General features: G+C 54.6%; 23 protein-coding genes. 14 read left to right on the top strand and 9 right to left on the bottom strand.

The window, feature by feature from the left end:
- The first annotated feature begins 28 nt into the window (after positions 1-28).
- The 4 genes from LF95_RS07055 (at position 29) to plsY (ending at position 4058) form a co-directional block, all read left to right on the top strand.
- Complete coding sequence (locus LF95_RS07055; RefSeq protein WP_073954282.1) at positions 29-952, top strand: AEC family transporter; 924 nt, start codon at positions 29-31, stop codon at positions 950-952.
- 159 nt (positions 953-1111) lie between these two features.
- A complete protein-coding gene (locus LF95_RS07050; protein WP_371440817.1) occupies positions 1112-2074 on the top strand; it encodes an aspartate carbamoyltransferase catalytic subunit in 963 nt (320 codons plus the stop codon).
- Positions 2071-3408: a dihydroorotase gene (locus LF95_RS07045; protein WP_073954280.1), complete on the top strand. Its 1338-nt coding sequence runs from the start codon at positions 2071-2073 to the stop codon at positions 3406-3408. Before LF95_RS07050 ends, LF95_RS07045 begins: the two co-directional genes overlap by 4 nt.
- Before the next feature lie 2 nt (positions 3409-3410).
- A complete protein-coding gene (gene plsY / locus LF95_RS07040) occupies positions 3411-4058 on the top strand; it encodes a glycerol-3-phosphate 1-O-acyltransferase PlsY (RefSeq protein ID WP_073954279.1) in 648 nt (215 codons plus the stop codon).
- Between the two features lie 72 nt (positions 4059-4130).
- Here the strand turns inward: plsY and LF95_RS07035 are convergent, their stop codons facing one another.
- The 4 genes from LF95_RS07035 to LF95_RS07020 are packed head-to-tail and all read right to left on the bottom strand — an operon-like array spanning position 4131 to position 7855.
- On the bottom strand, positions 4131-5972 hold the full coding sequence (locus LF95_RS07035; protein ID WP_073954278.1) for a flotillin family protein: 1842 nt from the start codon (positions 5970-5972) through the stop codon (positions 4131-4133).
- Positions 5973-6007: 35 nt separating this feature from the next.
- Positions 6008-6670: a YqiJ family protein gene (locus tag LF95_RS07030; RefSeq protein WP_073954277.1), complete on the bottom strand. Its 663-nt coding sequence runs from the start codon at positions 6668-6670 to the stop codon at positions 6008-6010.
- A gap of 11 nt (positions 6671-6681) precedes the next feature.
- Positions 6682-7356 carry a PspA/IM30 family protein gene (locus LF95_RS07025; protein WP_073954276.1) on the bottom strand — a complete coding sequence of 225 codons (675 nt, stop codon included), beginning with the start codon at positions 7354-7356 and terminating at the stop codon, positions 6682-6684.
- Complete coding sequence (locus tag LF95_RS07020) at positions 7349-7855, bottom strand: hypothetical protein (RefSeq protein ID WP_143181962.1); 507 nt, start codon at positions 7853-7855, stop codon at positions 7349-7351. Before LF95_RS07020 ends, LF95_RS07025 begins: the two co-directional genes overlap by 8 nt.
- A gap of 302 nt (positions 7856-8157) precedes the next feature.
- Between LF95_RS07020 and dprA the strand changes: the two genes are divergently transcribed.
- The 3 genes from dprA to rnr all read left to right on the top strand — a co-directional run bounded on the left by dprA (position 8158) and on the right by rnr (position 14739).
- A complete protein-coding gene (dprA, locus tag LF95_RS07015; protein WP_073954274.1) occupies positions 8158-9429 on the top strand; it encodes a DNA-processing protein DprA in 1272 nt (423 codons plus the stop codon).
- A gap of 162 nt (positions 9430-9591) precedes the next feature.
- Positions 9592-12264, top strand: a complete 2673-nt coding sequence (gene topA / locus LF95_RS07010; RefSeq protein ID WP_073954273.1) for a type I DNA topoisomerase — start codon at positions 9592-9594, stop codon at positions 12262-12264.
- A gap of 147 nt (positions 12265-12411) precedes the next feature.
- The gene (gene rnr / locus LF95_RS07005) at positions 12412-14739 is read left to right on the top strand and encodes a ribonuclease R (RefSeq protein ID WP_371440816.1); all 2328 of its coding nucleotides are present in this window, start codon (positions 12412-12414) and stop codon (positions 14737-14739) included.
- Between the two features lie 85 nt (positions 14740-14824).
- On the opposite strand, the gene LF95_RS07000 is transcribed toward rnr, so the two are convergent.
- Positions 14825-15613 (bottom strand): Hpt domain-containing protein, encoded by a 789-nt coding sequence (locus tag LF95_RS07000; RefSeq protein ID WP_073954271.1) that lies wholly within the window; start codon positions 15611-15613, stop codon positions 14825-14827.
- 204 nt (positions 15614-15817) lie between these two features.
- Between LF95_RS07000 and LF95_RS06995 the strand changes: the two genes are divergently transcribed.
- From LF95_RS06995 to rpmG, 3 genes are all read left to right on the top strand, one after another.
- A complete protein-coding gene (locus tag LF95_RS06995; protein ID WP_073954270.1) occupies positions 15818-16219 on the top strand; it encodes a DUF983 domain-containing protein in 402 nt (133 codons plus the stop codon).
- Between the two features lie 172 nt (positions 16220-16391).
- The gene (locus LF95_RS06990) at positions 16392-18020 is read left to right on the top strand and encodes a S41 family peptidase (RefSeq protein ID WP_073954269.1); all 1629 of its coding nucleotides are present in this window, start codon (positions 16392-16394) and stop codon (positions 18018-18020) included.
- 93 nt (positions 18021-18113) lie between these two features.
- Positions 18114-18281, top strand: a complete 168-nt coding sequence (gene rpmG / locus LF95_RS06985; protein WP_007089918.1) for a 50S ribosomal protein L33 — start codon at positions 18114-18116, stop codon at positions 18279-18281.
- A 146-nt stretch (positions 18282-18427) separates the two neighbouring features.
- Here the strand turns inward: rpmG and LF95_RS06980 are convergent, their stop codons facing one another.
- Together LF95_RS06980 and LF95_RS06975 are read right to left on the bottom strand one after the other, a co-directional pair.
- Positions 18428-18835 (bottom strand): DUF423 domain-containing protein, encoded by a 408-nt coding sequence (locus LF95_RS06980; RefSeq protein ID WP_252509685.1) that lies wholly within the window; start codon positions 18833-18835, stop codon positions 18428-18430.
- Between the two features lie 267 nt (positions 18836-19102).
- Positions 19103-19780 (bottom strand): Crp/Fnr family transcriptional regulator, encoded by a 678-nt coding sequence (locus tag LF95_RS06975; RefSeq protein WP_073954268.1) that lies wholly within the window; start codon positions 19778-19780, stop codon positions 19103-19105.
- 400 nt (positions 19781-20180) lie between these two features.
- Between LF95_RS06975 and LF95_RS06970 the strand changes: the two genes are divergently transcribed.
- Both LF95_RS06970 and ggt read left to right on the top strand, forming a co-directional pair.
- Positions 20181-21017, top strand: coding sequence for an alpha/beta hydrolase (locus LF95_RS06970; protein WP_073954267.1), 837 nt, complete (start codon positions 20181-20183; stop codon positions 21015-21017).
- A 167-nt stretch (positions 21018-21184) separates the two neighbouring features.
- The gene (ggt, locus tag LF95_RS06965) at positions 21185-23068 is read left to right on the top strand and encodes a gamma-glutamyltransferase (RefSeq protein ID WP_083607546.1); all 1884 of its coding nucleotides are present in this window, start codon (positions 21185-21187) and stop codon (positions 23066-23068) included.
- Between the two features lie 74 nt (positions 23069-23142).
- On the opposite strand, the gene LF95_RS06960 is transcribed toward ggt, so the two are convergent.
- Both LF95_RS06960 and LF95_RS06955 read right to left on the bottom strand, forming a co-directional pair.
- Positions 23143-23823 (bottom strand): HAD family hydrolase, encoded by a 681-nt coding sequence (locus LF95_RS06960; protein WP_073954266.1) that lies wholly within the window; start codon positions 23821-23823, stop codon positions 23143-23145.
- Positions 23823-24215: an ArsC/Spx/MgsR family protein gene (locus tag LF95_RS06955; RefSeq protein WP_252509683.1), complete on the bottom strand. Its 393-nt coding sequence runs from the start codon at positions 24213-24215 to the stop codon at positions 23823-23825. The genes LF95_RS06960 and LF95_RS06955 overlap by 1 nt, the downstream gene beginning before the upstream one ends.
- Positions 24216-24325: 110 nt before the next feature.
- Between LF95_RS06955 and dusA the strand changes: the two genes are divergently transcribed.
- Both dusA and mnmC read left to right on the top strand, forming a co-directional pair.
- Positions 24326-25318 carry a tRNA dihydrouridine(20/20a) synthase DusA gene (gene dusA, locus LF95_RS06950; protein WP_073954265.1) on the top strand — a complete coding sequence of 331 codons (993 nt, stop codon included), beginning with the start codon at positions 24326-24328 and terminating at the stop codon, positions 25316-25318.
- Positions 25315-26691: an FAD-dependent 5-carboxymethylaminomethyl-2-thiouridine(34) oxidoreductase MnmC1 gene (gene mnmC, locus LF95_RS06945; protein ID WP_073954264.1), complete on the top strand. Its 1377-nt coding sequence runs from the start codon at positions 25315-25317 to the stop codon at positions 26689-26691. The genes dusA and mnmC overlap by 4 nt, the downstream gene beginning before the upstream one ends.
- Positions 26692-26701 lie beyond the last annotated feature (10 nt).

Below are 26701 nucleotides of genomic sequence, written 5' to 3'. Positions count from 1 at the left end.
ACACTTCCTTTTGCGATAGATCGAAACCATGCTCGCCATTCTTTCCGCCCTGATCCCGACTTTTGGCCTGATACTGGCGGGTTTCACCCTGCGCCAGTCGCGCTTTTTGCCCGATGCCTTTTGGCCCGGCGCGGAAAAACTGACCTATTTTATCACCTTTCCGGCCCTGCTGTTTTCCAATACGGCCAAGGCCGATTTGGGTAGCCTGCCCGTCAGCGGCATTGCAATCGTCATTTTGGGCACCGTTTTTATCAAAACAGCCCTGGTCATTCTGAGCAAACCCGCCTTACGGGTCTCCGATGCGGCCTTTTCATCGATCTTTCAGGGCGCCATTCGCCCCAATACCTATATTGGCCTTGCCGTAGCGGCGGCATTGCTGGGTGAACGCGGGCTGACGGTTACGGCATTATGTGTTGCGCTTATCGTGCCAACGGTCAATGTGCTCTCGGTCATGGCCTGTTCCTATTGGGGGGATAATAACCGGCAAACCGGCCTTTTATCCGTCCTGCGCGATGTCTGCCGGAACCCGTTATTAATGGCCTGCGTTATTGGTGTTATTGCCAACATATCGGGGCTTGGCCTTCCGCCTATTTTAGGGCCGTTTCTGGAAGTTTTGGGCCGTGCTGCCCTGCCTATCGGCCTGCTTGCCGTGGGTGCGGGGATCGACTTGCAGGCCGCCCGGCGCGCTGGCGGCCCGGTTGCGGCATCGACCATTGGTAAACTGGTTCTTAGCCCGGCCATTGCCATCGGCCTTGCCATTCTGTTTGCCATGCCATCATCGGATATGGCGGCCCTTGCGCTTTACGCCGGCCTGCCCTGTTCGGCCAGTGCCTATGTTCTCGCACGCCTGATGGGGGGCGACGCCAAAATGATGGCCAGCATCATCACCGTTCAAACACTGGTTGCCATTGCGACCATGCCGGTTTTGGCTATTTTGCTCCATGCGGCGTAAGTCCAGCCACCACAACATTTTAACTGTTCAAATGCTGACCAAGCGGACAGGCTAAAAATTGATATTTCACCTTTCCGTAACAGGTGCAATTCGCTATGCTCCGCACGCAATTTTCCAATCAGTGTGCAGCCAAGGAACAAGTGCAACGCCATGAGTGTCATGGGACCAGAGGCGGATCACTATCCGCATCCACATCTTCTGGGGATCGAAGGTTTGACCCCCGGGGAAATCACCCTCATTCTTGATCGTGCCCAGCATTATGCGGAAAAAAACCGCACCGCAGACAAAACCAGCAATATCCTCGCTGGCAGCACGGTCGTTAACCTGTTTTATGAAAACTCCACCCGAACGCTGACATCCTTTGAACTGGCCGCCAAACGGCTGGGTGCGGATGTGATCAATATGACGGTGGGGACCAGCTCGGTCAAAAAGGGGGAAACCCTGATTGATACGGCCATGACACTTAACGCCATGAACCCCGACGCCCTTGTCGTGCGCCATGCCGATAGCGGTGCTGTCAAATTGCTCAGCGAGAAGGTTAATTGTGCGGTCCTCAATGCCGGTGATGGCCGCCATGAACACCCCACCCAGGCCCTGCTGGATGCCCTGACCATTCGCCGCCATAAGGGGCGCCTGCATCGCCTGACGGTGGCAATATGCGGCGACATCGCCCATTCCCGCGTCGCACGTTCCAATATTTTGCTGCTTAATACAATGGGTTCGCGGGTGCGCCTGATTGCCCCGCCTACGCTGATCCCGTCCAAAATTGATCGTATGGGCGTTGAAATTTTCCACGACATGGAAGAAGGCCTGAAGGATTGTGACATCGTCATGATGTTGCGCCTGCAACTGGAACGCATGGAAGGCAGTTTTATCCCGTCCGTGCGCGAATATTTCCATTTCCACGGCCTGGATCGTGCCAAACTGGCAAATGCCAAGCCCGACGCGCTGATCATGCACCCTGGGCCGATGAACCGGGGAGTCGAAATTGACAGCGAGGTCGCGGACGATGTGGAACGTTCCGTCATCCGCGAACAGGTTGAAATGGGGGTTGCCGTGCGCATGGCGGCCCTGGAAATTCTGGTTCAAAACCACCGAAATCTTGCAGGGGGCCATTCATGATGCCTGCCATTCGCGCCAAAGCCAGCGGTAAAACCGCCTTTGTCAATGTGCGCCTGCTGGACCCTGCAACCGGCCTGGATCAAACCGGCGGCCTTTTGATGCAGGATGGCATCATTGCCGACATTGGCCCCTCCGTCACCCGCGATAAACTGCCATCAGACTGCCGGGTTATTGATGGCCAGGGGCTTTGCCTGGCACCAGGGCTGGTTGATATGCGCGTTCAGGTGCGCGAACCTGGGTTCGAACATCAGGAAACCATCGAAACCGCAGGCAAATCGGCTTCTGTCGGCGGTGTCACCACCATGATCGCCCTGCCCAATACCGACCCGGTGATTGATGATGTGGCCGGGGTGGAATTTGTCGCCCGCCGGGCGCGCAAGGTCGGCCTTGCCAAGGTGTTTGTCTATGGGGCGGTGTCCAAGGGCATAGAAGGCCATGAAATCACCGAAATGGGTTTGCTGCATCAGGCCGGGGCGGTTGCCTTTTGTGACGGCGTGCAAACCATTGCCAGTGCGCGTTTACTGCGCCAGGCCCTGTCCTATGCCACCTTTTTCGATGGCATGATCGTCCAGCACCCCGAAGAACCGGAACTTTCACGCGGTGCTCATATGAATAGTGGCGAACTTGCCACCCGGCTGGGTCTTTCCGGTGTGTCGCCACTGGCAGAAGTCATTCAGATCGAACGTGATATTCGCCTGGCCGAAATGACAGGGGGCCGCTTGCATTTCGCCCATATTTCGACGGGTGAATCGGTTGAAGTCATTCGCAGGGCAAAAAAACGCGGCCTTAAAATCACCTGCGACACGGCCCCGTTTTATTTTGCGTTAAATGAAAATGCCGTTAGCGATTATCGCACATTTGCCAAGCTGTCCCCGCCCCTGCGTGCCGAGGATGACCGCCAGGCAATTGTCATGGGTCTTGCTGACGGCACGATTGACGCCATCGCGTCCGACCACAACCCGCAGGACCAGGACAGCAAACGCCTGCCCTTTGCCCAGGCGGCGGCTGGTGGTGTCGGCCTTGAAACCCTGCTGCCGATCACGCTGGAACTTTATCATAACGGGCATATGTCGTTGCTTGACGCAATTGGCAAAGTCACCCATGCGCCGGCAAAACTGATGAAGCTTGAAAATCATGGCACGCTGGCAGCGGGCAGTGCAGCAGATATTGTGGTGTTCGACCCTGGCCGCCCGGCAAAGATCGATCCGTACAAGTTCCAGTCCAAATCGAAAAACTCGCCTTTTGACGGACGCTTGATCCAGGGCATCGTTTTACGCACCCTGATCGACGGACGCGAAGTTTTTACACACCCCAGCTGTATTGAAGGGTCCTGATCATGGAACTCGATGCCACCTACAAGGCAACATTAATGTCCCTGCAGATTGCTGTTGTCTGCGGGTACCTTCTGGGTTCCATTCCCTTTGGTCTGGTATTAACCCGCATGGCGGGCCTTGGCGATATCCGCACCATTGGATCGGGCAATATTGGTGCCACCAATGTGCTGCGTACCGGCAACAAGTTCCTCGCCCTGCTGACCCTGATTGGCGATAGCGGCAAGGGGGCAGCAGCAGTTGTTCTGTTTACCTATATTTACGGCCCGGAACAGGGCATTTTTGCCGGCGCGGCAGCGGTCGTCGGGCATATGCTCCCGCTTTGGCTACGCTTTAAGGGCGGCAAGGGTGTCGCCACCACATTGGGCACGCTTTTGGCCGTCAACTGGATCATGGGGATCATCGCCTGCCTGGCCTGGCTGGTTATGGCATTGATTTTCCGTATCTCGTCGCTTTCGGCCCTGATGGCTCTTGCCGTGGCCCCGCTGGCTGCGTTTTTCATCGCCCATGATGTCGGGGCTGGCTGGCTGGCGCTGTTCCTGGCCGTCATTGTCTGGGCCGCCCACCACGCCAATATCCGCCGCCTGCTAAATGGCACCGAACCCAAAATTGGCGACAAGAAAAAGAACGCCGAGGCCCCCAGCGCGGAATAATCCACCTCGCAATCTAAAAAGGCCCATCCAGACGACGCTGGATGGGCCTTTTTTGTTCAAATACGTAATAGATCAGATTTTCGGATCTTGCGGGCTGTTGCCCTTATCGCCCGACATCTCTTTGGATGCCAATGCCGCATCAATTTCCGGTTCAGTATCGGCCTTGGCATCCCTGCTGGCTTGAGATTGCGGATCCAATGCAGTATCGGACTTTGACTGCGATACGGTATCTGTCAGCCCCGGCAAAATCGAGGCCATGCTGTTAATATCAGCACCATTGATACCAACTTCTTTTAACAGGGAATCCAAAAGCGGGGCCTGCGCACGATAACGCAACGCGCTATTCACAACATTGTCCGCCAGGCTTCCGCCGCCACTGGAATCACTGCCGCCAGCACCGCCAGACGAACCACCGGTCAAACCATCCACCTGAATGATTTTGATACCGTCGATATTCTCCATCGGCTTGACGCTTTCGCGAATGATCTGATCCAGGTTTTCAATCAACTTGATCTTGATCTGCATCGCAATCTGTTCTGCCGACAACACATTTTGCGCTTCATTGATCGCACGTGTACCAGCAGCATCCACGCGATAGCGAACTTCTGCGGCTTCAGCACGCAGTTTTTCTGCTGTGGCGTCACCTTCTGCTTCTTCACGCAAGGCTTCCGCCCGGTCTGCAGCCGCCATTTTTTCAGCTTCTGCTGCAACTTTGATGCTGATCGCCTGACGTTCCGCCTCTTTGGCCGCCTCAATCAGTTCAATGGCTTTTTGACGTTCCGCAATTTCCGTTTCACGGGCCGTTGAAACGCGCTCTTCGGCCTGAACAGCCTTCGCGCGTGCTTCATCCGCATTCGACTGGGCTTCGGATTGCTCTTTGGATTTTTCTGCAATGGCAATGGCACGGCCCTGCTCGGCCAGTTCAATTGCCTTTTGCTTTTCAATTTCGCGTTCGCGGATCAACCGTTCCATTTCGATCCGTTCTTCGGCAATGCCTTTATCCGCCGTGATTTTGGATTTTTCAACATTCTGAACGGAGGTGATTTCGGCCTGTTTTGCCGCCTGTTCCTGTTCGGCCCGGTGACGGGCAATCTCGGCAGACTGGGTGGACTTGCGAACTTCAATTTCGCGCTGCTGCTCAAGGCGGGCATATTCTTCGTCACGCAGCAGTGATAAATGCTGTTTTTCACTTTCCAGGTTCTTGGTTTTAATCTGAACCTGTGTTTCCTGCTCGATATCGTTACGGATTTTCTTGCGACGTTCAATTTCCTCGGTTAACCGGGTTAAACCTTCGGCATCGAACGCATTGTTCGGGTTGAAAAATTCCATCCCGGTCTGGTCAAGACCCGTCAACGAAACGGATTCAAGCTCCAAACCATTTTTCAAAAGATCTTCGGTAACGGCCTGCTGCACCTTTTGAACAAAGTCGGTTCTTTTTTCGTGCAGCTCTTCCATCGTCATTTCGGCCGCAACAGAACGCAAGGCATCAACAAACTTGCCTTCAACCAGTTCTTTCAATTCCAAAGGCTGCATCGTCCGCTTGCCCAGCGTCTGGGCGGCTGCGGCAATAGAATCCTCTGTGGGCTGCGCACGTACATAAAACTCGGCGACCACATCAACGCGCATCCGGTCCCGCGTGATCAGCGCCTGATCATCATCGCGGCGCACTTCCAGGCGCAGCGTATTCATATTAACGGGAATGGTTTCATGCAGGATCGGAAAAACCAGCGCCCCGCCATTCATAATGATTTTTTGCCCGCCAAAACCGGTACGGACAAAGGAAATTTCTTTTGACGCGCGCACATAAAGCCGCATCAGGATGAACCCGATCGTCAAAAGTGCGACAACGATGATAATCGCCGTTGAGCCAACACCGATCAGCCCATCAAACATGCTCGTGTTGTTGTTATACATTCAGGATACTCCAGCAGCCTTCATTGGATAAAATTTCAATCGATCAAACCATCCGATTCAATCGGAATGGCGAAATAAATGGATTTGTGCCTGCGCACCAACAGCACCTGTTGTCCCTGCGGGAAAATATCCTGGTCATTGTCAGGTTCGATCAAGATATAATGTGTTTGCCTGTACTGATCTTTTACCTTGCCCTGGGCCGGGTAATCGTTTCGTGCCTCGCCGCCGGTAATTACCGCTGGCTTGCCAATCAGGCTGTCATGCGAAACAGCAGATGTTTCATCGCGTGGAATAATAGCCGCAAGCACCCTGTTTCCAACGCTTAACACCGGCATGGAAAGAACCAGGACAGGAATGCAGGCCAAAAGGGCTGGCAAAGGTGCGCCAAAAACGGCTGTGACCATTCCCTGCAGGAACAGTCCGATCAGACCAAACGCGACCAGAAAAACGATCAGTGAAAAAATCACGGGCACGCGGCCAATTTGCAGCCAGGTCAGAAACTGGCCGCCAATTGAGGGCGCTGTCATATCCGGCACATCAATATCCAGATCAATGTCAGGCAACAGGCCATCGAGAAACCCGAATATCCCGGCCCCAATAACCAGGCCAATACCCTCGATCAGCGCCAAAATAGCCACGATCACAAGGGAAACCGAAAACGGGAAATTTGACGTTTCGTTCAGATAGGACAGGAACATCACCAAACCACTTATTTATTCAGGCGGGTCTTGATCGCGGCCAGGCGTTCATTCACCCGGTTTTTACGGGCCAGCGCTTCAAGTTCCTGAAGCTGGGCTGCAGTTTTTGGTGCTGTCATGCCTCCAGCAGCCCCTGCGCCACCCTGACGCTCCATCACACGTTCAAACGCCTGGCTTGCCCTCGATACACCCTGCCCCAAAGATGCCTCTGCCCCCTGCCCCGAGGTACTTATTCTGGTAGCCTCGCGTGCTTCGCGAAAACGCTGCAATTCTGCTTTCATTTCGCGCTTACGCGCCTGAAGGGCGGCAACATATCCTTCCAGTTCGCGTTCTCTGTCAGCGGCCTCGGCAATGCTTTGTTCCAGAACCGGAATTTGCGCTTCTATATCAAGCTGATGGGAAACCGCCGTTTCAGCCAGATCATCCCGCCCTTCGCCAAGCGCAATCTCGATCTTATCCGACAGGTCTTCATGTTCGGAATTTTTATCGGAAAGCTTTTTATTTGCCAGATGCTTGGCAGCAATAACCTTGCCCAGTTCATCACGAACCTCGGCGATGGCATCGTCGATTTCGCGAACGGACTGTTCCATGATGGCTTCGGGGGCAGCATCTTCAACCGCATCAAGAAAGGCATTCAGCCCGCCACTGATGATCCTGCCCACGCGGCTTGACAATCCTTCAGACATTCGCCTTCTCCTCTTTGTTTCGCGCTTCGATCACGTGCGCCAATTCAACAATGCGTTTGGTTGTGTTGGTCATCAGCCCGGGATTAAAACAGGGGGCATCCTCGGTAATGGCAAGGCGCAGGATATATTCGGTCAGTTTCACCGTCCTTTGCGCCAACCGGGCCTCATATTTAACAAGATCATCGGTCTTTTCAGGACTGCACATAAATTCGGCCAGCGTCTCGCACAGCCAGTCCGCAAAATAGTGCATCAATTCAGACTGCATGTCCGCCTCGCGCTCCAGATTGCGCAAATTATCAACGGATGGTCGTAAATCTTCCTGTACCGCTTTAAGGACTTCATTAAAATCCTGCCCTACCTGATTGCGCAGGCGCGCATCGGAAATAATCTGCCGGATTTTATCACTCGGTGTAACCGCACCGGGAATTTCCAAAGACGCAATGAAGTCAGCATCTTTTGCAGGCAGCCGAACACTGAATGGAACTGATTTACTCGGCAAAACCGCTCTCCCGCCTGTCTTTCAACACTCTTTAGGTGAATACACCAACAATTACACAATCAGAGTATTCCACTTTTAAAAGAAGTCAATACGTTTGTTTTCATTTGTAAACAAACGATGACGTTAAAATGACAACTAAAACTGGCGAAAATGTGACCACCAGCACCCTTACAGCTTCTAACTTGCTGATGTGACGACAGAAATGCTTGACGTTTTAAGGCCCGGATAGTCACAATCCGGACGTTATGAATCCAAACACATCACAACCCGCACGGCTTCCCCAATCCGAACGACTGGCTCGTATGCGTCTTGCGCGCAGCAGCCAGATCGGACCGGTGACTTTTCGCCGCTTGCTTGAGCAATTCGGCGCGGCGCGCCATGCCCTGGACGCCCTGCCCGACATCATTGCCAAAAGCCGGGCCAAGCGCCCGGTCCAAATTGCCACACGCGAAGACACGATTGCCGAAATCGAAGCCGCCCAAGCTCTGTCGGCCCGGCCCATCATTTGGGGCGACCCGGAATACCCCCCCGCCCTTGCCGCGATCGAGGATGCCCCGCCTTACTTTTATGTCCTGGGCGATCCGGCATTTCTGAACTACCCGACCATTGGCATTGTCGGGGCACGAAATGCGTCGCTGGGAGGCTGTCAGTTTGCGGGCAAGCTGGCGCGCGAACTTGCCCTGGCGGGTTACAATGTGGCATCGGGCCTGGCACGCGGTATTGATGGTGCTGCCCACGAGGGGGCCATCAGCGCCTTAAAAAAACAAACCGACACTTCCTCGTCAGGCAGCAACAACGCGGGGGTGACAATTGCCGTGGTGGCTGGCGGGGTGGATGTGATTTATCCGCGTGAACATGCCGATCTATACCGGCGCATTTGCGAAAATGGCTGTGTGATTTCCGAAATGGCACCGGGCTTAAAGCCACAGGCACGGCATTTTCCGCGCCGTAACCGTATTATTTCGGGCCTGTCGCAGGGTATTGTCGTCATTGAGGCCGGGCGCAATTCGGGCTCTCTGATTACCGCGCGCATGGCCGCCGAACAGGGGCGCGATGTTTTTGCTGTGCCCGGGTCCCCCACCGACCCGCGTGCTGCTGGCCCCAACAGCCTGATCCGCGACGGGGCAATATTGTGCGACTCCATTGATGCCATTCTGGATGTTGTTGGCCCGGCACAGGACCTTCGGCAATTTGATGCACCAATACCGGTCTTTAATACTGACAATCGTCCTGCCCCGGGCCCAAACGGGGCTATCGACATTGCGGCAATTCTGGCAAGCATGGAGCAGGATCAGGCAAAAATGCCCGATGACGGAGAAAATAATAAAACGGAAAAACCCTTGCAAAGCCCTGCAAACGCGCCTGTTTTAAAACCCGAAGCGTCCCGGGGTGAACCTGCCCGCGCCACCGAAGAAATATATGAATTGCTGTCAAGTGCACCAATGGCAATTGACAGTCTGATCAGGGCATCCAATCTGTCTGCAGGGGATGTTTCCACCCTGCTGATCGAACTCGAACTTGCAGGAAGGGTTGAACGGCACCCCGGAAATAGGGTATCGCGTATCCCTAATTGAGTCTTGCCGTCGTTGAAATGAAGCCAATATCAGACGTCAGCAGCGTTTTAAGACACAATCCGTGCGCATTTTTCATCATTCTGTGATGGAGACTTGCGATAAATATGCTTTGCGGCATACCTTTTCCGCCTTCAGGCGCAAAAATCGGACACGTAAGAAGTAATGAATCTTGTCATCGTCGAATCGCCAGCCAAAGCCAAGACGATAAACAAATATCTCGGTGATGATTATAAGGTGTTGGCCTCGTTTGGTCATATCCGCGATTTGCCATCCAAGGACGGATCGGTCGATACAGATAATAACTTTGCCATGATCTGGGAAACCGACAGCCGCTCGGAAAAGCAGATCCGGGACATTGCTGCTGCCGCACGCGAATCCGATACCATATATCTCGCAACTGACCCGGATCGCGAAGGGGAAGCCATTTCCTGGCATATTCTCGACGTTCTGGAACAGAAAAAGCTTTTGCGCGGACGCGAAGTACACCGTGTGGTGTTTCATGAAATTACCAAACGTGCCGTAACCGAGGCCATTGCCCATCCGCGCGCCCTTAATCAGGAACTGGTCGATGCCTATCTGGCGCGCCGCGCGCTGGATTATCTGGTGGGCTTTAACCTGTCGCCGGTTTTGTGGCGCAAGCTGCCCGGTTCGCGCTCTGCCGGACGTGTTCAGTCGGTAGCGCTGCGCCTGATTTGCGAACGCGAAATCGAGATCGAGGCCTTCCGTCCCGATGAATACTGGTCGCTGGAAGCCAATTTTGGCGTGCCCGAAGGCAAGTTTTCCGCCCGCCTGACCCATCTGGATGGCAAGAAGCTCGATAAACTGGCACTGGGCAGCGAAGACGACGCCAAACTGGCCAAGGAAAAGGTGGAAGCGCGCAGCTATACCGTTTCAAAGGTTGAGCGCAAGGACGTTAAACGTCGTCCGCAGCCGCCCTTCACCACATCGACCCTGCAACAGGAAGCCTCCCGCAAGCTGGGCTTTGGCACCAAACGCACCATGCAGTTGGCACAGCGCCTGTATGAAGGCGTTGATATTGGCGGCGAAACCGTTGGTTTGATCACCTATATGCGTACTGACGCCGTTGTGCTGTCGTCCGAGGCACTGGCCGGTGCGCGGCGCCTGATCGACAAGGATTACGGCAAGGATTACCTGCCTGACGCCCCGCGCAGCTTTGCCAACAAGTCCAAAAACGCCCAGGAAGCGCACGAAGCCATCCGCCCGACCGATGTTTTCCGCCGCCCTGAACAGGTGGCACGCCACCTTGATAAGGACCAACTGGCCCTTTACACCCTGATCTGGAAGCGCACCGTTGCCTGCCAGATGGAAGACGCGAAATTTGACCAGGTGGCGGTTGACCTGGCCTCAAACGACAATCATGTCGTGTTGCGTGCCAATGGCTCGGTCGTTAAATTTGATGGCTTCCTGAAACTGTATCAGGAAGGCAAGGATGATTCCGACGACGATGATAATGACCGTCGCCTGCCGCCGCTAAAAGAAGGCCAGAAACCCGGCCTTGAAAAAGTATCGGTAGACCAGCACTTCACCCAGCCCCCGCCCCGCTATACCGAGGCAAGCCTGGTCAAACGGCTGGAAGAATTGGGCATTGGCCGGCCGTCAACCTATGCCTCGATCATTTCGGTGTTGCAGGACCGTAACTACGTTACCCTGGAGAAACGCCGTTTCATTGCCCAGGATCGCGGGCGACTGGTAACGGCATTTTTGTCGAAGTTCTTTGAACGCTACGTTCAGTACAATTTCACTGCCGAGCTGGAAAACCAGCTTGACGATGTTGCCAATGGCGAACGCGAATGGCGCGATGTTTTGACCGATTTCTGGACATCGTTCAAAGGCAATGTCGATGAAGCCAAGGAACTCAAGATCAGCGATGTTCTTGATGCCCTGCAGGTGATGCTGGAAAACTATCTGTTCGCCCCGCGAGAAGATGGATCGGACCCGCATAAATGCCCGAAATGCGAAGAAGGCACGCTGAGCCTGAAGCTGGGTAAATTCGGCGCCTTCCTGGGCTGTTCCAATTACCCGGACTGTAACTATACCCGTCCGATGGTTGCCAATGACAATGCTGGCGACACCGCCGAGTTGGATGGCGGCCCCAAGGTTCTGGGCGTTGATGCCGCCACGGGCAAGGAAATTACCTTGCGCAAAGGCCCCTATGGGGTGTATGTGCAGCTTGGCGAGGAAGAAACCGTCGAGGGCAAAAATGGCAAGCCCAAGAAGGTCAAACCCAAACGCACCTCACTGCCCAAGGGTCTGGAACCCTCCGTCGTTGATTTGAGCAAGGCGGAAGAACTGCTGACATTGCCACGCGATGTTGGCGTGTTTCCGGAAACGGGCGAAACCATCAAAGCCAATGTCGGGCGGTTCGGGCCATATGTTCAGGCAGGCAGCATTTTTGCCTCCCTTAAGGCCGACGATGATGTCCTGACGATTGGTGAAAACCGCGCCATTACCCTGATTGCCGACAAACGCGAAAAAGCCGGCAAGGAAATTGGCAAACATCCTGACGATAACGAACCCATTTTCCTGGCCGAGGGTCGCTGGGGCCCGTTTGTCAAACACAAGAAAACCAACGCCAACCTGCCGCGTGACACCAAAAAAGAAGATGTCACCCTGGAAATGGCGATCGCCGCCTTAAAGGAAAAAGAAGCCAAAGCCGGTAAAACCGGCAAAACGGCTGCTTCGGGTGCCAAGAAAACCGCCGAGAAAAAAGCACCGGCGAAAAAGGCCCCCGCCAAAAAGACGGCGGCAAAGAAAACAACTGCCAAAAAACCGGCAGCGAAAAAGACAACCACCAAAAAGGCGGCTGCCAAATAAAAGGCAGCCCAGCCTTTTCAGGCCGGAATAGACTGTATGCCCTTCCGGCCCGCACAAGAATTTTGAAAGGACGCCACAAACTTGGCGAACAATAACGAAGATAACATTCCCTTCCCGACCAAAGAGCAGATCCTCGAATTTGTCGAGATGAGCCCGACGCCGGTTGGCAAGCGCGAAATTGCCCGCGCTTTCAATATCCGTGGCGCGGCCAAGATCGAGCTTAAAAAAATGCTCAAGGATCTGAAATTTGGCGGGGACGTTGTGGCCGGGCGCAAACGGTTTAACAAACCCGGTCGCCTGCCTCCGGTCGAAGTGCTGGAAATTACCGGACTGGACGAACATGGCGAAGTCCTTGCCCGTCCCAATGTCTGGAAAGAACCCTATGATCCGCCGGTCATTTACGTGAAATCATCACGTCGTGGCAGCAACGGCCCCAGCGCACCAGGCATTGGCGATAAAATCCTCGCCAAGCTGCGCTATACCGGCAAAAACACCTATGATGCCAGCGTCATGCGCCTGTTGGGCAGCGGACCGCAGCGCATTTTAGGTATTTTCCGCCCCAATCAGCGCGAAGGCCGGGTTGTGCCGACCGACCGCAAAGACAGTGGCGAAATCGCCGTACCGTTAGATGACCATCCCGGCCTTGAGGCTGGCGCCCTTGTGCTGACAGAATTGCTGCCAGGCAAACATTTTGGCCTGCGCAAGGGCCGGATTATTGATGTATTGGGCAATATCAACGAACCCAAATCCATCAGTCTGGTTGCCATTCATGCCCGGGGCATTCCGTTTGAATTTCCGCCCGAGGTAGAACTGCAGGCACGCGAGTCCAAAGCCACCCCCATGGGCAACCGTACCGATTTACGGCAAATTCCGCTTGTCACCATTGACGGCGAAGATGCCCGCGACTTTGACGATGCCGTCTGGGCCGAGGCCGATACCGACCCGGAAAACCCCGGTGGCTGGCATGTCATGGTGGCGATTGCCGATGTGTCCTGGTATGTGCGCCCCGACGATGCGCTGGACCGTGAAGCGGTAAAACGCGGCAATAGCTGCTATTTCCCCGATCGTGTTGTACCGATGCTGCCGTTTGAGCTTTCAAACGGCTGGTGTTCGCTGGTCCCGCATGAAGATCGTGGCTGCATGGCCGTTGAAATGTGGCTGGATGCCAAAGGCAATAAATTACGGCACAAATTTTGCCGTGGCATGATGAATTCGGCCGCACGCCTGACCTATAACCAGGTGCAGCGCGCAATGGATGGCACGCCCGATGAAACAACCGCACCACTGCTTGATACGGTAATCCGTCCGCTTTATGGCGCCTATAACGCCTTCCTGACTGCGCGCGAAAAACGCGGCGTTCTGGAACTGGATGTGCCTGAACGCAAGATCGAATTGAATGACAAGGGCGAAATCGTTGCTGTTGCCGCACGCGCCCGCTTTGACAGCCACAAGCTGATCGAGGAATTCATGATCGCGGCCAATGTGTGTGCTGCCGAAGAACTGGAACGCCTCAAACAGCCCTGCATGTATCGTATCCACGATGCCCCCAGCGAGGAAAAGCTGGAGGCTTTGCGTGAGTTTCTTGAAGGGGCGGGTTATAATTTGCGACCGGGGTCGGTTTTAAAACCCCGTGATTTCAACCAGATTTTGCAAATGGCAAAAGACACACCCGAAGCAGAACTGATTAACACGGTGGTTTTGCGCAGCCAGTCCCAGGCCATGTATAGCCCCGATAATATCGGCCATTTTGGCTTGGCTCTTAACCGTTATGCCCATTTCACATCGCCTATCCGCCGTTATGCCGACCTTTTGGTGCATCGCGCCCTGATTGCCGGTTTGCATTTGGGCGAAGGCGCATTGCGCCCGCAGGACGGCGAACGGTTTGAACAGCTTGGCGAGGATATTTCCGGCACCGAACGCCGTGCGGCAATGGCGGAGCGTGATTCGGTTGACCGTTACGTTGCGGCCTATATGGCCGACCGCGTCGGTGCAGAACTGCCGGGTAGAATTTCCAGCGTCACACATTTTGGCCTGTTTATAACCCTGCATGAAACCGGGGCCGATGGCCTGGTGCCCATCAGCACCCTGCCCGACGATTATTACGTCCATGACGCAATCAATCATTGTCTGGTCGGTGAAAATCGCGGCAAAACCTTCCGACTGGGGGATGATGTTGTGGTGCGCGTGGCCGATGCCGATGCCGCCACAGGTTCACTTTCTTTGCGTTTGGCCGATCATGCCGACATTACGACACGCGACCTGGTTGAACGCCCGCGCGGGAGGCGCAGCGGCCCACCGCGCGGCAAAGGCAAACGCAGCCCTGGTGACCGCAATGACCGCCACGGTGCCAAACCGGGCTTTCGTGCCAGTGCCAAAAAGGCCGCGGGCACAAAGGCCGATGGTAAAAAAACAATGCCGAAAAAGCAGCGCAAATTGCGCGCGGCCAACCGTGCGGCCAGCAAACCTCAATCATAAGCCCCGCCATAACAACAAAACCCCGCACAAAATGCGGGGTTTTGTCTTTTAAACGATCAAAACGACCTTGTGAAAACACCCGGCTTTACCCCAGCGTTTCAATAAATTTCACCAGATGTTTTGTTGTTTCGCGCCCGCGATTGGTAATCACGGTAACATTTTCTGGCAGCCCCTCAAGGTCAGGGTGGCTGGCATCAAAACTGGTCAGAAGACCCAGCGGCTTGCCTTGCAGCGTTTTCATCGCCGAAAGGGCACGAATAAGTTCAATCCCGCTAAGACCATCGAGCACGGCCGCCGAAATAATCGCATCCGGGCGCGATTGCACGACCGTCTGAAAGGCTTCGACCGCTGAACGCGCGGCAATGGTGCGGTAGCCACGTTCGCGCAATTCACGCTGCAAAAAGTGCGCCTGGACAGCGGTTGCCGTCACAATCAGCACTTCCAGCTGGTTACTACGCGCGGAAGTCGCCCCTGGCGCCCCGTCTGCCGCGTTGCCCGATGCGGTACGCGATGGCAGCGAACGCAAAATGCGAATTTCTTCTTCAGCAGCCGGATTGGTGCCACTTTCAACGATTTCGCGTATCCAGGTGGTAAAATCGACCAGCGATGCCGCATGTTGATCGTCAATTTTGGTTAAATCGGCAATATAATCTTCCAGCCGGTGTGCAATCGCGCCGACCAGCGGAAACCCGAAAGACCCGGCAAGTCCCTTGACGGTGTGTGCCTCGCGGCGCAATTCGGCGATACCGGCCGATGCGTCATCCATACCGCCAGCAACCCGGTCAATCGTGGTTTCAATCCGGTCAACACGGTCAATCGTATCTTCAATGAAGTCCTGCTTCAGCCGCGAGATAATGTCGTCAGCATTGTCCATGATAAAGAAGGCTCCTGAGTCTTTCTGTCGCGTCGCGAGAACACGTAAAAATGCTTGCCGATCGTAGCGATCGCTCCGATGATGGTCTTGTTTCAAGCATACATATACGTGCAGTCATTTGCGTGCATTAAATTTACACGTTTGATCGCAGAAAAATGATTAGTTCCATATGGATACCTATTACCACCGTCAGGGACCCTGCAAATGATGACCCCAGACCCGCATGATACATCGCATGATTACCCCCCGGAATCCGGCGCGTCGCGGTTTTTCACCGGCCTAAGACGGGGTTTTCGCCGCAAATGCCCCAATTGCGGACATGGGCTGGCCTTTAACGGGTATCTGAAAATTCGTGAAACCTGTGACTGCTGTGACCATAAACTGGGCGAATATCGCTGCGACGATGCCCCGCCCTATTTCACAATTTTCATTGTCGGGCATTTGGTGGTGCCCGGTGCCCTGGCCGTCGAGCAATCGGGCACACCATCCATGGCGCTGCAACTGGGCATATGGATACCGGTAACACTTGCCCTGACACTTGGCCTGCTGCCTTTTGTCAAAGGCGGGGTTTTGGGGGTGCAGTGGGCAATGGGCATCCGGGGTTGACAAACAGGGCATCGCTCGCAAATTCTTGCGAGGTAGCCTTACTACCCCCAAAAAAACTTTGAAATATCCATGCGGTAGACGGCTTTTTAGGCATATGATGTCCAGCAGGCAATGGCTGGCGTCGCAATACAACATTCACGGAATCGCACGGCATACAGGATATCTGATTGCAATGACTGAAGGGTACCGCCACCGCTCCGGGGCAAAAGGGGTCGGTTTTGTCAAATCCGTCATCACCCCTTTGGGCCTTGCCCTGTTTTTATTGTCATCCTGTACCCAGCGCCCGTCCCTTACCCTGACCGACACCAGCGATGACGCCACCCGGGCCGTCGTCACCCAGGCGTTAAATCTGCTTGGCAATCGCTATATCGACCCGCTTCTGCCCGAACAATTAACCATCAAAGCCATCGATGGGCTCGAGATGATTGATCCCGAAATTTCGGTTTCAATCACACCGGATGACCTTATAGCGCGCTATGGCCGCGAACAGGTTGCAAAACTGCCCCTGCCCGATGCGGAATATGCCGATAGAAACGACCATATCCATGCCGATATCTGGGTAAACCTGATCATGGACAGTTTACGAACCTATCGGGTCTATTCCCCGGCCATCCGCCAGGCCAGCGCGCTTGAAATCCAGTCACGCCTTATTTCGGGGGCCATTGATGGCCTGGATCCTTACAGCCGTTATGAAACCCCCAACCGCGCTGAAACATCCCGTGATCGACGCGAGGGATATATTGGCATTGGTGTCGATCTGATTGCCGGAAACGGCTATCCGGTCGTAAAAACAATCGTCGAAAACGCCCCGGCCCTGAAATATGGCATTCATGCGGGCGATCAGATCATCAGTGTTGATGGCACGGACCTTTATAATCGCAGCCGAATGGATGTGATCGAGCGCCTCAAAGGGGCGCCCGACAGCATTGCCGTGCTTGAAATCAACCCGACTGGCTCAAGCCTTGTGCGCACACTTGAAGTTCCGCGTGAACGGATTATTGCCCGCACGGTATTTGCCGAAATCCGAAATCATGTCCTGATCGTCGAGGTTCGCAGTTTCAATAACGACACCGCCGACGAAATCGAACAGGCCATTGCCGATGCCAAAATATGGTCATCCGGCCCGCTGGCGGGCGTTATCCTGGATTTGCGGGGCAACCGTGGCGGCATCCTAAATCAGGGCGTATCGGTTGCCGATGCGTTTTTAAACAATGGTCCGATTGGCACCACAATCACCCGCGTGCCCGCAGCCAAACACATTTTTACCGCCGATGCGCGCGATTTTACCAATGGCCTGCCGCTTGTGGTGCTGATCAACGGGCGCACTGCCTCCTCGGCGGAGCTTGTGGCAGCCTCCCTGCAGGATCGTGGCCGGGGCGTGCTGGTAGGCTCAACCAGCTTTGGCAAAGGCTCTGTACAAGCGATTAACGACCTTAAAAACCACGGAACCATCACCTTTACCTGGTCGCGCCTGGTTGCCCCCTCGGGTTACACATTTGATCGAATCGGTTTACACCCGGCAATATGCACCTCGGGCATAGAAGACCAGTCCCCGGCAGAGCTGATAGACCATGCCATGCGCCAGAAAGGCAAGCTGGCCGATACCCTGCAGGCCTGGCGAACGGTTGATTTAAAAAATGAATCGGAACGTGCCGCCCTGCGCAAAAAATGTCCGCCAAGCTACAGCACCGACAAATATGATGTCGATGTGGCGTTGGACATTCTCAAAAATCCAGTCGCATATGGCTATTTTCGCCAGCAAAGCAGCCAGGAAATCGCACCAAAACCAACAAACAACTAAAAAAGCGGAAAAAGGCCTCAATATGGGTTGACACCACGGCCATTTTCTTTATGTTCCGCCGCCTAGACACACCTGAGTACAGGATGCAGAGACATGGCGAAGCCCGCTTCGATCCTCGTTAAGTTGGTAAGCACCGCAGACACCGGTTATTTCTACGTTGTGAAGAAAAACCCGCGGAATACCACCGAGAAATTCTCGTTTCGCAAATATGACCCGGTCGTGCGCAAGCATGTCGAGTTTAAAGAAGCGAAAATGAAGTAATCAACTTGTCCGCAAGGGCAACTGGATTACCCGAATTTAAAAGGCGTGACCCTTTATTGGATCACGCCTTTTTTCATGTTCGGTTCAATCCCGTGTGATGTGACAGCACTTGACCATCACATCACATCTGATCTTACGACATCATATCAATTCGCGTCATCAGACCCCAACGGAGTTGGCTCTGCCTTAAAACCGGCGATGGCCAGCATAAGCCACCCCGCCATAAAGCTGACCCCGCCAATGGGGGCCACCATGCCAAAGGCCGGCACACCGCTAAAGGCAATCGCATAAAGCGACCCACAAAACAGCAGGCTGCCCAGCAAAAAGGCCGCGTTGGCATAAGCCAGCAAACGTATATGGGGCCGCACAAGCGCAAACACCGCAACCGCCACAATCGCAACGGCGTGAACCAGCTGGTAATGTGCGCCCTTTTCCACCAATTCGCGGGCATAAGCCATTTCCTGGCCCGCCATACCGTGTGCGGCAAAGGCCCCCAATGCCACGGCACTCATGCCACTTAATCCCGCCAGTCCAATCGATATTCGCATTTTCATCTCACCATTCCGTCGCACTGCCGCGGATAGTAGAATAAATGCCACCGACAAACCAAAAAAAATGGCCGCGCCCGAAGGCGCGGCCAGTAAATTTATCTCTTGGGGGAGATTTGCCACGATCATCAGATCGGACGCTCAAAGCCTACGCCCCGCCTGTAGCTTGCGCTGTGACAGCCATCACAAGATGGATCATTTTTTTTCACACTTCCCAAATATGGATATATTTCGGCTGCATTTTAAATACATCTTCAGGATGGCGCCAAGGCCTTAGTCTGACTGTGTTAACAGGGCCTCCAGGCGCAAAATATCGGGCACAAACAGGCTGTCGCCCTGCTTGAGCACAATGCCCTGACGGGTCAGACTGCCAAAAACACGCGCCACCGTTTCGCGCGAAGTACTCACCTTTGCGGCCAGGTCCGAATGAACCGGAACCGGTTTTATCACGGCAGATCCATCTTCCTGGGTCATCGGTTGCGCCATGCGGAATATTTCAGCAATCACCCGGGCATTTGCCCCCAGGGTACTGACATCAACAATACGCCGTGTCGACGCCCGAACAATCCGGGCCAGTTCGCAAATAACCCGCCACGCTACGGTGGGGTGGTTCTTCACCACGGTTTCAAAACTGGCAGGGTTCATCATGGCAACTTCGGTAACGCCAATCGCCAGCACACAGGCAGATCGAGGTTCGCTATCAATTGCAGCCAAATGACCAACACAGCCCCCGGTGCCAATTTCTTCCAATGTCACTTCCCGGCCCGATAAGGAATAATTGACCACCCGTACCGCCCCGGAAAGGATCAGGAAAACATCACTGCTTTCCCCTTCCGATTCAATAATTTCCGCCCCTGGCTGAAAAACACGTCGACGCACATGTTTTTCAACATCTGCCAATGCTGCATCGTCCAGATCTGACAATATTCCAACGACACCCAGTTTTATCATCGCCCCCGGCCTTTTCTGACCTGCAATTCATGACCGGTAATCTCACCCTCCTTACCGGGAACTGCATGTCGATCACACGTCGTCACTCTTATCATAAGGAATGCACATGATGATCGCAATCCTATCTACAAGGGATAGAAACGTGCCATTTGCATGATCATGTGCTAAAATATTGTCCGTTGATGTTTGCCGATTGCCCGGCAGACGACACAGTTCCCGGATAGCGGTTTTGTCTCTGCCAATTCGGAACGCAAGTGCCTGAAAAGTGATGAGCCTGCCCCAGGCCACGCTAGGGACAGCGCACGGAAAATGCCTTAGCCCAACCCGTTTGTTATTGCTGCCATACAACCTCGCGACCTTAATCGACATCCGCCCGAAACAACTGCGTAAGGAGGCTTTGATGAGTCCTGAACTGGAAATTTTTCGTCGCAAGCCAACCGGCCCTCACCTGTGCTCCAATCCCGTGGTTCTGGTGCACGGGGCCTTTACCGGGGCCTGGTGCTGGAATGAACATTTTCTGACCTATTTTGCCGATAAGGGTTATGAGACGATTTCATTCTCCCTACGCGGACATGGCGGTTCTGGCGGACGCAACATACGCAACCTTGCCTCGATTGACGATTATGTCGAAGACCTTGAAACCGTCATCGACACGCTGGGCCAAACCCCAATCCTGATTGGTCATTCAATGGGGGGCTATGTTGTTCAGAAATATCTGGAAAAACATCCGGCGCGCGCCGTTGTTCTGATGTCTTCGGTTCCGCCCGAAGGATTGCTGGCAAACAATGCAATGATGGCGATGTCCCAGCCCGATCTATTTTTACAAATGTTCTGGCTTCAGGCAATTGGGCCGCACACCCTGCTTAGGGATCGTTTGGGACGGGCCATGCTCTCAAGCGATGTCGCATCAGACGACGGCATGATCTATTTTGGCCGCCTTGAAACCGAAAGCCACCGGGCATTGATGGACATGGCCGGGACCAACCCGGTCTTTTTATCACCCGCCGATTTGCCCCCCATGCTGGTCATTGGTTCGAAACGTGATGAAATCGTGCCAAGCGAACTGGTCCATCATACCGCTGCACGCTATGACGCCGACTATATTCTACTGGACCATATTGCGCATGCCATGATGCTTGATACCCACTGGCAGGATGCCGCCGATAATATTCTTGGCTGGATGAAAAAGACCCTGGCACACGAAGGTGACAGTTCAAAAAGCAAAAATGCCGCCTGATTTTACGTAAAAAACCGGGGCATCCGTTTTACGACCGATGCCCCGCCAAAGCTGAATGTTAAACACCACACGACGCACCATGCGGGATTGTTTACTTTTCAAAGTTGCATTTTTCTGAAACCATTCCTTCCTATCGTCAAAACATCACAACAAAAAGACAGGAAGCCATGACAGGAAAATTCTTTTCGGCAGCCGTCGAGACAACATCCCAGCGTGCCACTCACAACAGCATTCTTTCTGTTTTGCCCAAACCGGGTTGCTCCACACGCCACCATCACACCCTGCCCTGTCTTGCGCTGGCCGCGTTCGTGGCAAGCCTTGGTTTTGCCGCCATCCCCCAGCATGCCCTGGCACAACAAGTCACCGATGCCGTTGCCCCCGAAAGTGGTGCAGCCACCAACCAGACACGAGAGGCGGTTAAATCGCAAAACTGGATGATCAGTGCCGCCAACCCGCTGGCTGTTCAGGCCGGGTCGGATGTACTGCGCCGGGGTGGCAATGCAATTGATGCGATGGTTGCCGTGCAAACCATGCTGGGCCTTGTCGAACCGCAATCATCGGGCCTGGGCGGCGGGGCCTTTTTGGTCTATTACGATGCCGCCCACCAAAAATTGACAACCCTTGATGGCCGCGAAACTGCGCCAATGGCAGCGGATGAAAACCTGTTCATGGGCAAGGATGGCCAACCGCTTAAATTTTATGATGCGGTTGTTGGCGGGCGGTCTGTCGGCACGCCGGGCACCCCGATGCTGCTGGAGAAAGCGCATCAAAAATGGGGGCAAATGCCCTGGCCCAGCCTGTTTGAGATAGCGATCGACCGCGCCGAAAAGGGCTTTTTGGTCAGCCCGCGTCTGGCAGAATTACTGCAGGAAGATGGCGGACGCCTGAAAAAGGACCCCGAAGCTGCGGCCTATTTTCTTGATGCCAAGGGCGAACCACTGCCCGCTGGCAAACTGCTTAAAAACCCGGCCTATGCCAATACCCTGCGCACGCTGGCCCAGGGCGGCGCGGATGCCTTTTATCACGGCCCGATTGCCGATGCGATTGTAAACAAAGTCCGTGGAGCAAGCTGGAATCCCGGCCTGCTCTCGCAGGAAGACCTGTCGGCCTATGACGTGAAGGAACGCGACCCGGTTTGCGCCTTTTACCGCAGCTACGATGTATGCGGCATGGGCCCACCCTCGTCCGGCGCACTGACGGTCGGGCAAATTCTGGGCATGATCGAACCCTATGACATTGCCAAATATGGCCCTTATTCCGCCACCAGCTGGCGGCTGATTGGCGATGCCTCGCGTCTGGCCTTTGCCGATCGCGGGCGCTATATGGCAGATAGCGATTTTGTGCCGATGAACACCAAGGGCCTGCTGGATGAAGGTTATCTGGCAGAACGCTCCCGCCTGCTCGACCGCGGCATGGCCCTGCCCGCCGATGCCGTCAAACCGGGTAATCCGCCGCAAATCCATGCGTCGAACTGGGCCGATGACAATGCCATCGAATTCCCCTGCACCAGCCATTTCTCGATTGTGGATTCGTGGGGCAATGTTGTTTCCATGACCACCACCATTGAAAACGGCTTTGGTTCGCGCCTGATGACAAACGGCTTTTTGCTGAACAACGAACTGACCGATTTTTCCTTCAAACCCACCGATGCCAATGGCAACCCGGTTGCCAACCGTGTAGAACCGGGCAAACGCCCGCGTTCATCCATGTCGCCCACCATTGTCATGCAGGGTGACAAACCCGTCATTGCCGCAGGCTCGCCAGGCGGCAGCCGCATCATTGGCTATGTCGCGCAATCCATCATCGCCATGATCGATTGGGGCATGGACCCGCAACAGGCCGCCGCCATGCCGCATCTGGTCAACCGTTTTGGTACCTTTGATATCGAAGAAGGCACCAAGGCAACAGAACTGGCACCAGCCCTCACAGCCGCCGGATTTAAAACCGATATCCGCGACCTTAATTCAGGCCTGCATATCATCAAGATCGGCCCTGATGGCCTGACCGGCGGGGCCGATCCACGCCGTGAAGGCATTGTGGTCGGCCAATAGACAATCACCAAATCATAAAGCGGATACGAAAAACGGGCCTTCAGGGGCCCGTTTTTTGGTCCAGATATATCGTCTCAGGACAACCAGCCCTTTAGCATCTCGTAAAGCTCACGATGGTCATTGGCAAGGTAATGCGCCCCATTTTCCAGCAACAAATTGCCCGGTGTCGCGCCAACCAAACCGATCGTGGTGGCCCCGCTAGCAACACCGGCGCGTACACCGCTCACGCTGTCGTCAATGACGATACAGTCATGAATATCAACCTCCACCCGGCTGGCAGCAAGGTGATAAACATCCGGCGCGGGTTTGGCATGAGGCACATCGCGAGCGGAACAAATGCGCCCGGTAAAACGGTTTAAAATATTCACCTTGCCCAGCGAAATGTCCATTTTGTCGTGCGGACCGTTGCTGCCAATGGCAAAGGGGATATTGGCCCCGTCTAGCAGGTCAAGAATATCGTCGACATAATCAAACGGTTCCATGTCATTGCGCAGCGCCTCGAAGGTGCGGGCATAACATTCATCTGTCCAGTTATCCGGCAGGGTAACACCATACATTTCCGTCATTTTCGGGCCGATCATGGACAGCGTCCCGCCCACAAACAGCCGATGCGTCATGTCTTCGGTCACAGGGCAGCCATATTCATTTAGCAGCTTGACCAGAACGGCATTACCAAGATTTTCGGTATCAACCAGCACCCCGTCACAATCAAACAGCACGGCACCAATTTTCGGCTTTACTACAACCTGATCCATTATGCCGTCACCAGACCTTTCCAGCGGTTTTCATCATAACCAACAGTACGCACGCTTCCAAAATCCACCACCGGGCGTTTGATCACGGTTGGATTTGCCGCCAGCACCTTTGCCGCTGCCAGATCATCGGTTTCCAAGGCGGCCTTATCACTATCAGAAAGGTTGCGATAGCTGGGCCCGCGTTTATTAACCAGCACCTTGCCGCCCACTTCACCCAGCCACATCACCACCAGCGCGGGTTCCAACCCGTCAACGCGAAAATCGTGGAATTTGGTTTCTACACCCTGTGCCTCAAACCATTTCAGCGATTTGCGCACCGTGTCGCAATTCTTGATACCGTAAACCGTAATCATAAAAACATCCTGTTTGCCAGACACGCGCAAAGCAGCCATGCCAACCATCGGGTTGCAGGCATTTGCACCAAAATCCAAGACACTATATAAAGACCGCGCCAACGATACGGCAACCCCAAGGATGCAACCCATTTCAGGAACAGGATGGCATGACTGTCAACCGGCGTATTTCTATTGCCCCGATGATGGACTGGACAGACAGGCATGATCGCTATTTTCTTCGGCTGATCAGCCAGCATGCCCTGCTTTACACCGAAATGGTGACAACCGGTGCCATCATTTACGGCGATGCCCACCGGCATTTGCACTATAATGATGCGGAACATCCCGTTGCCCTGCAGCTTGGCGGCAGCAACCCCGAAGACCTGGCACGCGCCTGCGACATTGCCAATGGCTATGGCTACGATGAAATCAACCTGAATTGCGGTTGCCCGTCCGACCGGGTGCAAAACGGGGCCTTTGGCGCCTGCCTGATGGCAACGCCCGATATTGTCGCCAATTGTGTACGTTCCATGATTGCGGCATCTGATGCCCCCATCACGGTTAAAAACCGCATTGGCATTGATGATCAGGAAGATTACCCGTCGCTAAAACGCTTTGTTGAAACCGTGGCCGATGCCGGGTGCAAAACCTTTATCGTCCATGCCCGCAAGGCGTGGCTAAACGGTCTTAGCCCCAAGGAAAACCGCGAAGTTCCACCGCTGAAATATGATCTGGTTTATCAGTTAAAGCAGGAACTGCCGGAGCTTGAAATCATCATTAATGGCGGCATCAAGACACTTGATGAAACCGAAACCCACCTGGCACAGGTCGACGGTGTCATGATCGGGCGGGAAGCCTATCAGAACCCCTATGTGCTGGCCGATGTGGATGCGCGTTTTTACGATGACGACACCACCCCGCGCACCCGCCATCAGGTGGTGGAGGCTATGCTGCCCTATATCGAAGCCCACCTTGAGGAACCCCACGCCATGCTGGGCCATGTGACGCGGCATATGCTGGGCCTGTTTCAGGGCCTGCGCGGGGCCAAACAATGGCGCCGTTACATCAGTGAAAACGCCCATCGCAAAGGTGCTGATGCCAATGTGGTGCGCGAGGCCCTGGCCCTGGTGGCCGAACAACCCGACGAAGCCAGTGCATGACGATCCCGCCGGGCGACGACAGGGCCAATGCCAATACCAATGTCAGTGACAAAACGGTTTACAAACTGGCCGACAAGCCGTGGTTTGCCCCGACAGCGCCCTTTATACGCAGCCCCCTCCACACCAATGATGTTGCCGTGATTGGCGGCGGCATTGCGGGGACATCCTGCTGCCACGCGCTAAATCAGCAAGGTATTGGCACCACATTATTTGAACGCCATGCCCGCCTGGCAAACGAGGCTTCGGGCAACCCGATTGGCATGTTGGAGCCCTATATTACCGCCGATAACAGCCTTGCCGGGCGCTTTTACGAGGCTGGCTTTCGCCATAGCAGCGCTCTTGTGCGGGAAAAGCTGAATGGCGGAGCTGCCATCGAGGCGGCCTTTTGTGGTGTGCTCTCCCTGCCCGCCACACCGCGTGATGACACCCGCCAGCACGCCATTTTGGAAAAACAGTCCGCAACCGCGCCAGACGATAATAATGCGGTAGGGGTTCAATATCTCTCTGTTGCTGATGCCAGCGACGTCCTTGGCATGCCCGTCCCCGTCGGCGGGTTGTTTTACCGCGATGCAGGCTGGGTTAATCCGCCGTCTGTTTGCAATGTTCTGGCCGAAAAATCCGTTCGACAGACCAGGCAAAAGATAACGCAAATCATGTCGCACCCGACAGGTGGTGTGCAGCTACGCGGGCATGATGGGGCCGTTTTAGGCGATTTTGCCGCTGTCATCATTGCCGGGGCAATGGAAACAGCCGCCTTTGCCCAAACATCCTGGATGCAGGATTACCTGGTGGCGCTGCGCGGACAAATATCCTGTTTTTCCAAGGATATATTGGATGATTTAAAGGTAAATTGTGTTCTAAGCCACAAGGGCTATCTGACACCGGAACGCAACGGACAACATGTTTTTGGCGCAACATTTGACCGCCATGCCAGCCATACCGATGTGTTTGATAGCGACCACGCAGCCAATATCGCCCAACTGGGCCTTGCCCTGCCTGAACTGGCACAACGCCTGTCACCAGCGCATTTAACCGGTCGCGCGGGCCTGCGCACCACCACGCCAGACCACCTGCCCCTGATTGGCCCTGCCCCTGATTATCAGGCTTATCTGGAGGCCTATCCCGACCTTGATAAGGGGCGGCATTATGCGCGATATTGCCGTGCGCCTTACCACAAAAACATGTATGTCTGTACAGGCTTTGGCGCGCGCGGCATGATTGGCGCGCCGCTTGCCGCCGAACTTATTGCCAGCCACATCACCGGCCAGTCTCACCCGCTGGCAAACCCTGTACAAGAAGCCGTGCATCCGGCACGTTATATTGTTCGCGCCATCAAACGCGGACTTATCGCCCCCAGAGAAATCACCCCATGAGACGTCACCC

Origin of the sequence: Thalassospira sp. TSL5-1, from assembly GCF_001907695.1 — a bacterium.
Classification (GTDB): Bacteria; Pseudomonadota; Alphaproteobacteria; order Rhodospirillales; family Thalassospiraceae; genus Thalassospira.
The sequence above is the reverse complement of the archived record's forward strand: the minus strand, read 5'-3'. Positions and strand labels throughout refer to the sequence as shown.